The sequence below is a fragment of the Candidatus Polarisedimenticolia bacterium genome (assembly GCA_035764505.1).
Lineage (GTDB): Bacteria > Acidobacteriota > Polarisedimenticolia > Gp22-AA2 > AA152 > AA152.
In genome coordinates, this window is record DASTZC010000008.1 from 1 (window position 1) to 15,761 (window position 15,761).

At 69.2% G+C, this 15,761-nt stretch carries 3 protein-coding genes; all 3 read left to right on the forward strand.

The features are described 5' to 3' along the window. Nucleotides 1–4,530: amino acid adenylation domain-containing protein (locus VFW45_00415; GenBank protein ID HEU5179226.1), on the forward strand; the 4,530-nt coding region annotated here is incomplete at its 5' end. Further along, nucleotides 4,527–15,095 carry an amino acid adenylation domain-containing protein gene (locus VFW45_00420; GenBank protein HEU5179227.1) on the forward strand — a complete coding sequence of 3,523 codons (10,569 nt, stop codon included), beginning with the start codon at nucleotides 4,527–4,529 and terminating at the stop codon, nucleotides 15,093–15,095. The genes VFW45_00415 and VFW45_00420, both read left to right, overlap by 4 nt. A 105-nt stretch (nucleotides 15,096–15,200) precedes the next feature. Beyond that, nucleotides 15,201–15,761 (forward strand): polyketide synthase (locus VFW45_00425; protein HEU5179228.1); only part of this gene is annotated, 561 nt, incomplete at its 3' end.

Below are 15,761 nucleotides of genomic sequence, written 5' to 3' on the forward strand. Positions count from 1 at the left end.
CAGCTGCAGAAAACCGACGTCTCGCGCACCGCCTTCATCGGCGAAGCCCCCTTGCTGCCGATGCAGGAATGGTTCTTCGAGCAGGATTTCGACGCAGCGAGCCACTGGAACATGGCGGTCGCGCTCGAAACTCGTGAGAGCCTCGATCCCGATGCGGCGCGGCGCGCCGCCGCCGCGCTGCTGGAGCATCACGACCTCCTGCGGGCGCGCTTCGAGCGCGGCCCGTCCGGCTGGCGCCAGGTGATCGCCGCTCCCGACGCGGAAGAAGCCGAGGTGCCATGGGTGGAGATCGGCCCGGGCGAGGACCGCGAGGCCGCCGTGACACGTTGCGCTCGCCTTTTGTCGGAAAGCCTCGACCTGTCGCGCTCCCCCGTCATCGCCTTCGGGATTGTTGCGGACGCCGCCCGGTGCAAGACGACGCTGGTCCTCGTCGGCCATCACCTCGTCCTGGACGGCGTTTCATTGCGCCTGCTGGCCGAGGACTTCGAGCGTGTCTACCGGCAGATCCGGCGCGGCGGGCCCATCGAGCTTCCCCCCAGAACGGAGACTGCCGCCGCATGGGCCCGGGCGCTCCTCGAGACGGTGCATTCGGGACGCCTCGACGACCAGGCCGAACCATGGCTTCGGACCGTGAGCTTCGACCCGGTGCCCCTGCCTCTGCGGGGCTCCGCCGTGGCGGTCGAGGAGACCACCTCCTACCACGAGGTCGAGCTCGAGCCGCAGGAATTCGAAGCGCTGCAGCGCGCCGCGCTCGCCGCCGGCGAGGGAATGGAGAATGTCCTGCTCGCCGCTGTGGCCGCCGCCTGCGCCTCCTGGACCGGCACGCGATCGCTCTGGGTCGAGCTGGAAGGCCACGGTCGTGATCTCCTTCCGGATCTCGATATCTCCCGCACCGTGGGCTGGTTCACCCAGATCCGGCCGGTTCTGATCGACCGCATCGATGCGCTCGACTTCGCCGCCACTCTCCAGGTCGTGCGCGGCGCCGCAGGACGCGCTTCCGGCGATGGCTTCGAAGCCTTGCGCCGCCATTCCCCACGGCCCGAGATGCGCGAAGCACTCGGGCGCATTCCCACGCCGCCGATCAGCTTCAACTACCTGGGCCGCTTCGACACTCTGCTGGGAGAGGACTCCCTCTTCGGCTCGCTGCGTGAGCCCTCCTCACCGCAGCGTTCCCCGCGCGCACGGCGCACCCATGCGCTGGAGATCGATGCGAGCGTGGTCGGCGGACGGCTCTCGGTCCGGTGGGCCACCTCGCGCACGCAGATCGACGAGATCACGGCGCAGCGCCTGACTGATGATTTCCGCCGAGCGCTGTCGGGTTTCGCGGCGCAGCTCGCACCGCGCGGCGAGATCGAGGAGATGCTGCCCCTGACCCCGATGCAGGAAGGGATGCTCTTCCACCACCTGCGGGAGCCGGGAAAAGACCCTTACGTCTCGCAGATCGCGCTGGAGCTCACGGGCGAGGTAGACCCGGAAATCCTGGGACGGGCCTGGCAGCTGGCCTTCGATCGGCACTCCGCGCTGCGCGCCGGCTTCGAATGGGAAGGTCGGGAGCGGCCGGTCCAGTGGATCCGCCGTGAGGTCGCCCTTCCGGTTCGCCTGCGCTCCGAGCCGGAGGAGAATCTCGAGGCAATCCTGGCGGAAGCGCGGGCTTCCGGTTTTGATCTCCATCGTCCCCCTCTGGCGCGGATCGATCTGATCCGAACCCGGCCCGATCGGCTGGTCTGCGCCTTCACCCATCACCACATCCTCCTGGACGGCTGGTCGCTCCCCCTGACGCTTCAGACGGTGTTCGATCTTTACGAATCGCTCGTCTCGGGCAGCGCCCCGCCGCCGTCAAGGAGCTCGGCGCTTCGCCACTACGCGGAATGGCTGGCGGCGGGCGACGTCGGCGATGCGGAGCGCTACTTCCGCGGCTGTTTGGAAAGATTCGTCTCCCCCACGCCGCTTCCCGATCCCGGGGGGACCCGAGCCGCCGGCGAGGAGAGCCGGGTCGTCGACGAAGACGGGCCTCCCGACGCCGCCCGTCGCTCGGCATGCCTCGGCCTGACGACGGGCACCCTGATCCAGGCGGCCTGGGCCCTCGTCCTCTCCGCCTCCTCCGGCGAGCGGGACGTCCTCTTCGGGGCAACCTCTTCCGGCCGGCCTCCATCGGTTGCGGGGATTCAATCGCTCGTCGGGCTGTGCATCAACACGCTGCCGGTCCGCGCAAGCATCGACCCTCGAACCCGTGCCCTGGACTGGATGAGGTCGCTGCAGAAAACCGGGGCCGAGCTGAGGCAGTTCGAGTATGCGCCCCTCGCTCTCGTCCAACGCTGCGCTCCGATTTCGCCGGGCGCACCGCTGTTCGACAGCGTCCTCGTCTTCGAGAACTATCCGGTCGATCTCGCCGCCCTCGGGCGCCGGAAGCACTTCGAGGTCGCCTCGGTGCACCTGCACGAGGAGACCAACTACCCCCTGACCATTGTTGCGGAGCACTCGGGGGGGCTGCGGTTCCGTGCCGTCTACCGGATCTCCCGGTACGACGAGCCGTCAGCCCGTGCCATTCTGCGGCGGCTCACCACCGCCATGGAGGATCTGCTGTCACACCCGGATGCGCCTCTCGGCGAGATTTCGGTCTTGCCGGAGGCGGAGAGGCGCCGCGTCGTGGTGGAGTGGAACGAAACGCGCCGTCCCTACCCGCGGGAGGCGGGGATCCCCGAGGTCTTCGAGCGCGCCGCCCGGAACCGGGAGGATGAGGTCGCCCTCTCCTTCAAAGGGGGGGCCATGACCTACGGCGAGCTGGGCCGTCGCTCTCTCGCCATCGCCGGTGCGCTGCGGGCACGCGGCATCGGCCCCGACTCGCGCGTAGCGCTGGCAATGGAGCGCTCGCCCGAGCTGTTCGTGGCGATGCTGGGTGTGCTGCGCGCCGGAGGCGCCTACGTTCCGGTCGATCCCGAATCGCCGCCCGAGCGCACACGGCGATTGCTCGAGCAGGCCGGGACGAGCCTCCTTGTGAGCGACGGCCGCATCCCCCTGGCAGAAGGGGCGCGAGGCGTGGTCTCCTGCGCGGACCTTCACACCGGCGCCCCGGAACCCGCGCCTTTTCCGGCGTCCGGCCCCGACAGCCTCGCCTACATCATGTTCACGTCGGGATCGACGGGAGAGCCGAAGGGGGTCGAGGTCACTCATCGCAACATCCTCCGCCTCGTCCTCGGGACGGAGTACGCGCGCTTCGGCCCCGAGCAGACGGTGCTGCAGATCGCACCGGTCGCCTTCGACGCCTCGACTCTGGAGATCTGGGCCGCCCTGCTGCACGGCGGTCGGCTCGTCATCCCACCCCCCGGAATGGTCTCCGCGTCCGAGATCGCCCGGCTCCTGCGGGATCATGCCGTCACCATCGCGGAATTCCCCACCGGTCTCTTCCATCTGGTGGTCGACGAGGAGATGGCTTCGCTGGCCGCGATTCCCCAGGTGATCGTCGGCGGCGACGTGATGGACCCGTCCCGGCTCCGGCGCCTCCTCGCCGCGGGATGCCGCCGCGTGGTGAACGCCTACGGCCCGACGGAGACGGCGACCCTCGCCTGCTGCGAGGTGCTCGGCGAGGCGGACCTCGTCGGCGATCGGGTGCCGATCGGCCGTCCCGCCGCGAATGCGCGTGTCTACGTGCTGGACGAGCGGATGGCGCCCGTCCCCATCGGATCGCCGGGGGAGCTCTTCATCGGCGGCGACGGCGTGGCGCGCGGCTACTCGCGCAGAGCAGACCTGACCGCCGAGCGCTTCGTGCCCGATCCCTTCGAAAGGTCGGGCCTGCGGCTGTATCGGACGGGCGACATCGTCCGCTGGAGGCAGGACGGCAGGCTCGAGTTCCTCGGACGCCGCGATGGACAGGTGAAAGTGCGCGGTTTCCGTGTCGAGATGGGAGAGGTGGAGAAGGCACTCGCCCGGATGCCCGGCGTCCGCGAGGCGGCCGTCACGGCGCGCCCGGACGGCGAGGCGACCGGACTGGTGGGCTACCTGGTCTGGACCGACCCGAAGGCAGGGGACCTCGCCGCGCTGCGTCGCGCCCTCGCCGGGAGTCTTCCCGCTTACATGATCCCCTCGCGGTTCGTGGTCCTCGAGGCCTTGCCGGTGAATGCCAACGGCAAAGTGGACCGCCGAGGGCTCCCGGCTCCCTCGGCGGCGATCCCCAAGGTCCGGCCGGCCCGCCCGCTCACGCCAGTGGAGGAGGCCGTGGCCGATCTCTGGCGCCGGGCGCTGCGGGTGGAAGGGATCGGTCCCGACGACGACTTCTTCGAGCTCGGCGGCCATTCCCTGCATGCCGTGCGCCTGCTGGCGGCACTGCGCCGCGCCTTCCGGGTCGAGCTGCCGATGACCGCCTTCTACGAGACCGCCACCGTGGCGGGTGTCGCGCGCGCCTTGATCGCGCACCAGCCGGCCGATGGGCACGTGGAGCGCGCCGCGCGGGCCCTCGCGCGAATGCGGGCGATGACTCCGGCGGCGGCGCGAGAGATGCTCGCCGGCAGGGCGGATCAGGTGAGGACGCCGTGATCCGGGACCATGGGACGGGTGGCGGGACGGGCCTCGAGCTCGGTCAGGGCTCCGAGCTGGAGCTGCTCGACGCGCTGCTGGACGAGGAAGGAGTCGCCGCCTCCGGCGTCACCACGATGCCGCGACAAGAGGAGAGGACGGCTCCGCTCTCCCCTGCCCAGAGGCGTCTCTGGTTCCTCCACGAGATGGATCCTGCTTCGCACGGCTACACGCTGTGCGGCGCGGTCCGCCTCCGGGGCGCGCTGAGCGTCGCGGCGCTGGAGAGCTCGCTCGCCGGCGTCGTTGCGCGGCATGAGTCGCTGCGCACGATCTTCGTGAACGAAAACGGCGAGCCGCGGCAGATCGTCCGGGAGTCATCGCCTGTCGATCTGCGCCGTGTCCTGGCGCCGGGCGGCAGCGTCATCGAGGAGGCGACGCGTGCGGCGCACGAGCTTCTCCGTGTCCCGTGGGACCTGGCCGAGGGGCCCCTGATGCGCTCTGCGCTGGTGGAGATCTCTTCCACCGAGCATGCTCTGGTCGTCGTCATGCACCACCTGATCACCGACGGCTGGTCGATCGGCGTCCTGCTGCGCGATCTCTCGACGCTTTACGACGCGCATGTTTCGGGAAGGGACCCGGTCCTCGAGGACCTCCCGGTCCAGTACGTCGACTATGCCGCCTGGCTGAGCGATCGCCGGCTCGAAAGCGAGCGCGAAGACGGGCTGTCCTACTGGAAGCGCCGGCTCACGGGCGCGCCGCAGAGGCTCGATCTTCCCTCCCTGAGCGTCTCACCGGTGTCGCGCCGCGGCGGGAACCACAGGTTGCAGCTCTCCGCCCATCTGAGTGAATCGCTGAAGTCCCTCGGACGCAGCCAGGGGGCCACTCTCTACATGACCCTGCTCGCCGCCTTCGAGATCCTGATCTCCCGGAAGACCGGCCAGGAGGATTTCCTGATCGGCTCGCCGGTCGCGGGGAGAAGCCGGGTCGAGCTGCAGAACCTGATCGGCTTCTTCGTCAACACGCTGGTGCTGCGCGCCGACCTGTCGGGAGATCCGACGTTTCGCGAGCTGCTGGACAGGGTCCGGGCCACGACCTTGGAGGCCTTCGCCCATCAGGAGGTCCCGGTCGAGCGGATCGTCGAGGCGCTGCGGCCGGAGCGCGAGTCGAGCACGACGCCGATGTTCCAGCTGCTTTTCGTCCTGCAGAACGCCGGCGGCGTGGACCTGCGCCTCGCGGGGCTGGAAGTGGAAGAGCTGGAGATCGACCTGCCGGTGGCCAAGTTTGATCTGACCTTCGATCTCAAGGAGGCGGAGGGAGGACTGGCGGGGACCATCGAATTCGACGCCGATCGCTTCGAGGAGGAGACCATCCGGCGTCTGGTGGAGCACTACGGGATCCTCCTGCAGGCGATCGTCGCCGATCCCGATGCGCGCGTCTCCCGGCTGCCTCTAATGACTCCGGAAGAGGAGCGGGAGATCCTCGATGCGTGGAGCGGCAGGAAGGACCTGGCTCCTTCCGGACCGCTGATTCATGAGCGGTTCTCGCGACAGGCGGCCGCGGCACCGGAGCGCATCGCCGCGGTCCTGGGAGATAGACGTGTTACCTACGGCGAGATCGATTCCCGATCCGGCGGCCTCGCTGCGAGTCTGCTCGAGATGGGAATCGGCGAAGAATCCCGGGTCGGCCTGTGCGTGGATCGATCTCCCGAGATGCTGGTGGGCATCCTGGCGGCGCTGAAGGCGGGCGCCGCGTTCGTCCCGCTGGATCCTTTTCAACCGCCCGAGCGCCTCGCCGCCATGATCGAGGATGCCGGCGTGCGAGTCGTGCTCACCACCAAAGCCCGCACGGAGCTCGTGGAATCCACCGGCTGCGCGGTAGTTCCGCTGGAAGAAACGATCGACGCGGTCCCACCGCGGCGGCGAGTCTCTCCCGAATCGCTCGCCTACGTGATCTACACCTCGGGGACCACCGGTGCGCCGAAAGGCGTCATGGTGACGCACGCCTCGCTGGCGGCTGCTTACGCCGCCTGGGACCGCCTCTACCGGCTCGAGGATATCGGCGCTCACCTGCAGATGGCGGCTCTCGGATTCGACGTCTGCGTCGGCGACGTGGTGCGCGCACTGGGCTCGGGCGGGACCCTGGTGTTCTGTGAGCGCGATCGGCTCCTGGAGCCCGCCCGCCTGCTCGATTTGATCCAGCGGGAGAGAGTCGAGTTCGGCGATTTCGTGCCAGCCATCGCCCGCCCGCTGGCGGCTTGCGCCCGCGAGCGCGGGGTGCGGCTCGATTCCTTCCGCATCGCGGTGGTCGGGTCGGATGTCTGGACCAGCGCCGAGATCGAGCCGTTCCGTGCCGCCTTCGGGAGCGACACGCGGCTGGCCAACAGCTACGGTGTCACCGAGACGGCGATCGATTCCACCTGCGGGTTCGTGGGAGACGGCGCGAGCCTCCCCGCGACGCCTCCGGTCGGCCGTCCGCTCTCCCACACCACAATCTATCTGCTGGACGAACGGCTCCGCCCCGTTCCCCCGGGGGTCTTCGGCGAGATCTACCTGGGCGGTCCCGCCGTGGCGCGCGGCTACCTGGGAAAGCCGGATCTCACCGCCGGGCGTTTCGTCCCCGATCCTTTCGGAGAGCCAGGCGCCCGTCTCTACAAGACCGGCGATCGCGCCTGGTACCTTCAGGACGGGCGAATCGTCTTCGCCGGCCGCAGCGACGACCAGGTGAAGATTCGCGGCCAGCGCATCGAGCCGGCCGAGGTCGAAGCCGCCCTGGCCGTGCAGGAAGAGGTCGGGGCCTGCACCGTCGTCGCCCGGCCCGATCCGGAAGGTGTCCTGCGGCTGGCCGCCTACGTCGTGCCGCGCGGGAAAACATTCGATCCGGAGCGCTTGCGACAGCGCCTGGCCGAGCGTCTGCCGGCGGCAATGATTCCTTCCGCAATCGTCCCGCTGGAAGCTCTGCCTCTTTCAGCCAACGGCAAGGTGGATCGTCGAAAGCTCCCGGAGCCGGAATGGAGCATCACGACCGATTACGAGCCTCCCGCCGGCCACGTGGAGGCCGCGATCGCGGCGGCGTTCCAGGAGGTGCTGCGGCTGAAGCGCGTGGGGGCCGGGGACGATTTCTTCGCGCTGGGAGGCCATTCGCTGCTGGCGACGCAGGTGGTCTCAAGGATCCGATGCTCGCTCGGCCTCGAAGTCCCCCTGCGCACGATCTTCGAGTCCCCGACGGTCCGCGCCCTGGCGATGAGAATCGCATCGCTCGACTCCGCGAGCGCGCCTCCCCCGCTGGCTCCCGCATCGGCCGAGGAGCGCCGGCTCCCCTCCTCTTCCCAGCAGCGGCTCTGGTTTCTGCATCGCCTCGACTCCGCTTCGCTGGCTTACAACCTCCCCTCCACCGTCCATCTTCGAGGCACGCTGGATGCCGGCGCCCTGCAATGGGCGCTGACCGAGCTGGTCCGGCGTCAGGAAGCCTTGAGGACCCGGTTCGTGGAAGGACCCGACGGCCCGGAGCTGTCCCTGGATTCCCCCACGGAATTCCCCATCGACTTCGAGGATCTGTCGCGGCTGGAAGAAGGGGAACGCCGCGAGGCGGCCCGGCGACGGATCGACTCCGAGGCGCGCCGGCCCTTCGATCTCGCCCGCGATCGCCTCCTTCGGGCCACGCTGCTCAAGCTGGGAGAGCAAGAGCATTTCCTGCAGATCACGATGCACCACATCGTCGCGGACGACTGGTCGACGGCGGTCCTGATCCGCGAGCTGGGCGCGCTGTACGGCTCCTGCGTGTCGGGCCGCTCCGGAGAGCTGGAGGAGATCGCGATCCAGTATGCCGACTGGGCGGCCTGGCAGCGGCGCTGGCTCGCGGGAGGAGAGATGGAGCGCCAGCTCGCCTGGTGGCGCCGCGAGCTGGACGGATCCGAGACCCTCGTGCTCTCCTCCGACCGTCCCCGGTCCAGTCGCCCCACTCACGCCGGCGCTCCTATGCCGATCCATCTGCCGGCGGATTTGCGCGACGCCCTCGAGCGGCTGGCGCGCCAGGAAGGCGCCACACTGACGATGGTGCTTCTCGCCGGCTATGCCGCGGTCCTGGGGCGCCGGTCGGGGCAGAGAGATTTCGCGGTAGGGATGCCGGTGGCCAACCGGAGGGCTGTGGAGGCCGAGGCCCTGATCGGGTTTTTCGTCAACACGCTTCCGGTGCGCGTCCGGCTCTCAGGAAACCCCACCTTCCGCGGCCTGATCCGTCGCATGCGCGAGTCGTGCCTTGGCGCCTACGCCAATCAGGACGTTCCTTTCGAGCGCATCGTCGAAGCGATGCAGCCGGAGCGGACGCCGGGAGCCAATCCCGTCGTCCAGACCCTCTTCGCCCTGCAGAACGCGCCGCTCGGGGAGATTGCGCTCCCTGGTCTCGATCTGTCGTACGAGGAGCCGCATACGGGCGTCACGCGCTTCGAGGTAGAGCTCCTCCTCTATGAAACGGCCGCGGGGCTGGAGGGGGCTCTGAATTACAGCACCGAGCTTTTCGACGGCGATCGGATGCGCGGCTTCGCCGACGAGCTGCGCCGGCTCTTCGAAGAAGGCCTGGCTCATCCCGACCGGGCGCTGGCCGACCTGCTCACCCTCGACGAAGCCCAGCGGCGGCGGCTGTTGCACGAGTGGAATGCTAACCGTGTTGCTTACGGCGATCCCCTGCTCGCGCATGGCGCCTTCGAAGCGCATGCGCGACTCGCTCCGGATGCCACCGCGGCGCTCTTCGGAGAGGACCGGATCACTTACGGTCAGCTCGACGCGCGCGCCAACTGCCTCGCCCGCTATCTCAGAAAGCGCGGCGTGGGGTGCGAGGATCTCGTGCCCGTGTGCGTGAAGCGCTCCTTCGACAATCTCGTCGCGCTCCTCGGGGTCATGAAGGCGGGGGCCGCCTACGTCCCTCTCGACCCGGAGTATCCTCCGGACCGCATCGCTCTCATCCTGGAGGATGTCGGGGCGGCCGTCGTGCTGACCCAGGCGTCGCTCCAAAGCAGGCTCCCGCAAGCCGCCGGCGGGATCATCCGCCTGGATGAAGACTGGGCGCGAATTGCACGGGAGGAGGACATCCCGCCCGACCTGCAGGTCCCATCCGACGCCCTGGTCTATGCCGTCTACACCTCCGGCTCGACGGGGCGTCCCAAGGGAGTGGCCATGAGCCACCGGGCCATTGCCAATCTCCTTTCATTCCAGCGGCGGGATTCGCAGGCCTCCGGAGGAGGCCGGACGCTGCAGTTCGCGCCGCTCTCCTTCGATGTCTCGTTCCAGGAGATCTTCTCGACCTTCGCGGCGGGCGGCTGTGTCGTGCTCGTCTCCGAAGACGAGCGGCGCGATACGCCGCGTCTGCTCCGGCGGATCGAGGAGCAGCGCGTCGAGCGTCTCTTCCTTCCCTTCGTCGCGCTCAACCAGTTGGCCGAGACGGCCGCCGAGGAGGATCTCTACCCGGAGAGCCTGCGCGAGATCGACACGGCGGGCGAGCAGCTCAAGATTACCCCTGCGCTGCGCGCCTTCTTCGCACGGCTTCCTTCCTGCCGGCTGGTGAACCATTACGGTCCGAGCGAGACCCACCTGGTGACGACCTTCGTGCTCGAGGGGGATCCTTCCGAGTGGCCTGCGCTCCCCGCCATCGGACGTCCCATTCCCAACGCCCCCGTCTACCTCCTCGATGGCCGAGGACGCCTCATTCCCGCCGGCGTGCCGGGGGAGGTGTGCGTCGGGGGCGCGGGGCTGGCGCGCGGCTACCACGACCGGGCCGATCTCACCGCCGAGCGATTCCTCCCCGACCCTTTCTCGGAGGAGCCGGGCGCGCGTTACTACCGCACGGGAGACCTGGCACGCTTCCGGGGCGATGGAAACCTGGAGTTTCTCGGACGGATCGACCTGCAGGTAAAGATCCGCGGCTATCGCGTCGAGCCGGGAGAGATCGAGGTCGCCCTGACGCGCCACGCGGCGGTCCGTCAGGCGGTGGTGACCTCGCACGAGCACAGCGCCGGCAAGCGTCTCGCCGCCTATGTCGTGCCTCACGTGGGGGCGCGCATCACGCCGACGGAGCTGCGAGCGCATCTTTCCGGCGCGCTCCCCGAGTACATGGTGCCGGCCGCCCTCATGCTCCTCGAGGCACTCCCTCTCACCCCGAACGGCAAGGTCGACCGGCAGGCCCTGCCCGATCCCGACTGGGGCGCGGCGGCGGCTTACGTCGTGCCACGAACTCCCCAGGAAGAGGTGGTGTGCGGCTTGTTCGCCGAGGTGCTGGGACTCTCGCGCGTGGGGGCGACCGACAACTTCTTCGAGCTGGGAGGCCATTCGCTGCTGGCGACCCGTGTCCTGTCGCGGGTCCGGCGCGCCTTCGGGGTCGAGATGCCCCTGCGGACCCTGTTCGAATCGCCGACGCCCGCGGGGATCGCCCAGGCCGCCGCCCGCAGCGGCGGAGCTCCCGCTCCTCCTCCCATCGGTCCCGCCTCGGGACCCCGGCGGAATCTCCTCTCCTATGCGCAGCGGCGGCTCTGGTTCCTCCATCGCCTGGAGCCCGGCTCCGCCGCTTACAACCTGCCGGCGGTGGTCGAGCTCGAGGGAGATCTGGACCTGGAAGCCCTGAGCCGGGCGATGTCGGAGATCCTGCGGCGCCACGAATCGTTGCGCACCCGCTTCGTCGAAGGGCCGGAGGGGCCCGAGCAGGCCATCGATCCTCCGCCCGTCCTGCGCCTCGAGCCGGAGCCCGTGCCCTCCGAGGGAGACGACGTGCGGACCGCGGCCCGCCGGCTGCTGTCCGAGGAGGCGGCGCTTCCTTTTGATCTGGCGCGGGGACCGGTGCTGCGCGCGCGGCTTCTGCGCCTGGGCCGGCGATCGCACCTGCTGTCGATGGTGGTGCACCACATCTCCGCGGATGGCTGGTCGATGGGGGTGCTTCTGCGGGAGCTGAGCATCCTTTATGGGGCTTTCGCCCAGGGACACGATACTCCCCTGGCCGACCCGGAGATCCAGTATGCCGACTGGGCAGCCTGGCAGCGCGACTGGCTGGAGGAGGGCGAGCTGGACCGGCAGATTGCCCACTGGCGATCTGCGCTGCAAGGGGCCCCCGCCACGCTCGATCTGCCGGCCGATCGAGCCCGCCCCATGACAGCGAGCTGGAACGGGGAGACTCTCCATGTCGCCCTGCCGGCGGGGTTGCGCGATCGACTGACCCGGCTGGCCCGCTCCGAGGGAGTCACGCTGCAGATGGCCTTGCTGGCCGGCTACTCCTGGACCCTGATGCGCCACGCCGGCCAGCGCGAGATCGTCGTCGGCACGCCGGTGGCCAACCGCCGCGCCGCCGAGGCGGAAGGACTGGTCGGCTTTTTCGTGAACACACTCGCCGTGCGGGTGGACGGAAGGGGCGACTTGCTGACTTTCCGCGGGCTTCTCACCCGGGTTCGGGATGCGTCGCTGTCGGCCTACGTCAACCAGGACGTCCCCTTCGAGCGGGTCGTGGAGGAGCTCCATCCGGAGCGGGCGCTCAATCGCGCGCCGCTGTTCCAGACGGCGTTCGCGCTCCAGAGCCCCTACCTGCCCGAAGTTGACCTGCCCGGCCTGAAGATGTCACCGTTCGAGATCGACTCGCACACGGCAAAGTTCGATCTCATGCTCGTCCTCGATGAGACGGAGGACGCTTTCGAGGGCGGCTTCGAGTACAACACCGACCTGTTCGAACGCCAGACCATCGAGACGATCTTCGCGCGCATGCGGCGGTTCCTCGAGAAGGCGCTCGCCGCGCCCGACGCGCCGCTTTTGGCGCTGTCCCTGCGGGAGCCCGGGGAGCGGGACGAGCTGGATAGGGAATACTCCGCTCCACTGCGCGGAGCCGGCGGCGACAGCCTGCTGCACGAGCTGTTCGAGCGCCAGGCGGTCGGGACGCCCGACGCCCCGGCGCTTTCAATGGGAGAACAGACACTCCGCTACGCCGAGCTGAATGAGAGAGCCAGTCGTCTCGCGCTGCGGCTGCGCAAGCTCGGGATCGGCCCGGAGCGCCGCGTGGCGATCCTTCTCGACCGTTCGATCGAATCCGTCGTCGCGCTGCTGGCGGTGCTCAAGGCGGGAGGCGCCTACGTTCCGCTCGAGACCGGCCAGCCGGAGGCGCGCCTGCGCTGGGTCATCGAGGATTGCGGCGCCGCGCTCGTCCTGACCAATAGCCGGTTGGCGGAGCGGCTCGCCGGGATCGGTGCGCCGCTTGTCTCGATCGACGGGGACCAGCTCGGCGCCTCCCGTGAGCCGGCATCCCGCCCCGCCCTCGATGCGACCTCCGCCAATCTTGCCTACGTCATCTATACCTCCGGATCGACGGGACGGCCGAAAGGGGTCGGGATCGAGCATCGCCAGATCGCCGGCTACGTCACGGCAGCCATCGAGCGCCTCGAGATCGGCTCCGGATGGCGCTTCGGCCTGGTCTCCACGCTGGCCGCCGATCTCGGCAACACGGCGCTGTTCCCCTGCCTCGCCACCGGCGGCTGCCTGCATCTCCTGCCGGCGGATCTCTCCTTCGACGCCGAGGGGGCCGCCGATTATTTCGAGAGATTTCCGGTCGATTGCCTCAAGATCGTCCCTTCCCACCTGCAGGCGCTGCTGGGAGCGTCGCGCCCCGCGCGCATCATGCCGCGCCGCCTGCTCGTGCTGGGCGGCGAAGCCACCCCCGGCCCGCTCCTGACGAAGCTGCGCGAGCTGGCGCCCGAGTGCCGCGTCGCGAATCACTATGGGCCAACCGAGGCGACGGTCGGCGCCGTGGCGGGATTCCCGGAGCCTGCGGATGTGGCCCGGCCGGGCGCTCCGTTGGGCCGCGCCCTGTCCAACGCCGGGGTCTACCTGCTGGACGAGCGGCTGGAGCCGGTCCCCGTCGGGATGCCGGGCGAGCTGTTCGTTGGCGGCGACGGCGTGGCGCGCGGCTACCTGGGCGCTGCCGCGCTCACTGCGGACCGCTTTGTCCCCGATCCCTTTGCCGCGCGCCCCGGAGAGAGGATGTACCGGACCGGAGATCGCGCCCGCCGCCTGCGCGACGGCCGGCTGGAATTCCTCGGCCGGGCCGACGGACAGCTGAAGATCCGCGGCCACCGCGTGGAGCCGCGGGAAGCCGAAGCCGTGCTGCGAAGCCATCCCGACGTGCGCGATGCGGCGGTGATCGCCCGCCCCGATCCTCTCGGAGGCGCGCGTCTGGTCGCTTATGTCGTCCCCGATCCCCGCGTCTCCCCCACCGTGCAGGGGCACAAGCGCCGGCGGCTCCCCAACGGCATGGCGGTGGCCGAGCTGAACCGCAACGAGACCGATTACATCTACCGGGAGATCTTCGAGCTGCGCGCCTACACGCGCCACGGGATCACCCTGCGCGCCGGCGACACGGTCTTCGACGTCGGGGCCAACATCGGATTGTTCAGCCTCTTCGCGGGCCTGGCGCGCCCGCAGACCAGAATCCTGGCCTTCGAGCCGAATCCGCATCTGCAGGCGATCCTGCGCGCCAACCTGTCGCTGTTCGCGCCCACGGCGTCGGCTTTCGAGATCGGGCTGGCGGAGCGCGAGCGCCGCGCCGCTTTCACCTTTTTCCCCGGCTTTTCCCTCTTCTCGGGACTGTATGCGGACCCCGAGGTGGAAAAGCAGGTGGTGAAGTCGTTCCTGGAGAACCAGGGGCGCTCCGGAGCCGGGGAGGCGGCACGGCTGGCGCAGGAAGCCGACGCTCTTCTGGAGGAGCGCTTCGCCGGGGTGAAGCTCGAAGTGCCGCTGCGGACGCTGTCCGATCTGCTGGCCGAGCAGCGGATCGAGCGCATCCATCTCCTCAAGATCAACGCCGAGAAGGCGGAGCTCGATGTGCTGCACGGGATTCGGGAGGAGGACTGGGCCCGGATCGATCAGGCGGTCCTCGAGCTGGACCTTGGAGAACACCTGGCGCCGATCGTTTCTCTCCTGGAAGATCATGGCTTCCAGGTCCACGTCGATCAGGATCCATTGTTAGAGCGCACTTCCCTGCGTTACGTCTATGCGGCACGTGAGGGATCGGGCCGGGCGCTGGTCCCCGGCGCACCCTGCTCTCTCGATCTGCCCCTCGTCCAGGAGCCGCTCCTGAGCGCGGAAGCGCTGCGCGCCCACATGGGGCGGTGGCTTCCCGACCCGCTGCTGCCTTCAGCCTGGGCCTTCCTGGAGAGCCTGCCGCTCACCGCGAACGGCAAGCTCGATCGAAGCCGGCTCCCCGAGCCCTCCTCGCAGGAGAGGCCTTATCAGGCGCCGCGCGGCGAGATCGAGCGGGCCATCGCCGAGATCTGGGCGGAAGCGCTGCGACGGGAGCGCGTCGGGGCGCACGACAACTTCTTCGACCTGGGGGGACACTCGCTCCTGCTGGCCCGCGTGCATGCCAGGCTGCGCGAAAATCTGCACACCGATATTTCCATCGTCGAGCTGTTCCGCTTCCCGACCGTCGCGTCCCTGGCGGCCCGCCTCGCCGACGGCGTGCAAGAAAGCGACGCGGCCGCGCCGGACCGGCTGCGGGGTGCGCGGCGGCGCGCCGCCGCCCGCGCCCGGACGAAGAGCCGGGCCACTCCGGCGGAAGCGAAGCCATGAAGCGAATCTTCTTGACGGCGAGGCGTGGGGTCCGTGAAAATGCCCGCTTTCCAGCCATTTCCCGTATCTCCCACAGGCGCCTGGCGCCCAGGGTCGAGAACCGGCATGCATAAAGAAGGTCAGATCCCCCTGGAAATCGCCGTGGTCGGCATGGCGGGACGCTTCCCCGGCGCCGACTCGGTGGAAGCCTTCTGGCGTAATCTGCGCGCCGGCATCGAATCGATCCGCGATCTCACCGACGACGAGCTGCGCGCGGCGGGCGTGGACAGCGGCGATCTTGCGGACCCCCGCTTCGTACGCCGCGCCGCCGACCTGAAGCAGGTCGACCTCTTCGACGCCGGGTTGTTCGGCTTCACGCCGCGTGAGGCGGAGCTGATGGATCCGCAGTTCCGCGCCTTCCTGGAAGACGCCTGGTCGGCCCTGGAAGATGCCGGATACCTGTCGGATCGCCACGACCTGCGAGTCGGCGTCTTCGCCGGCTCCGGGCCCAACAGCTATCTTCTGAGCAACATCCTGTCGAATCCTCAGGCGGCCCTGTCGGTGGGAGGCTTTCAGACATCACTGGGAAACCAGCACGATTATCTGGCGACCCACCTTTCGTACCGCCTCGACCTGCGCGGGCCGAGCCTGGTGATCCAGACCGCCTGCTCCACCAGCCTGGTCGCC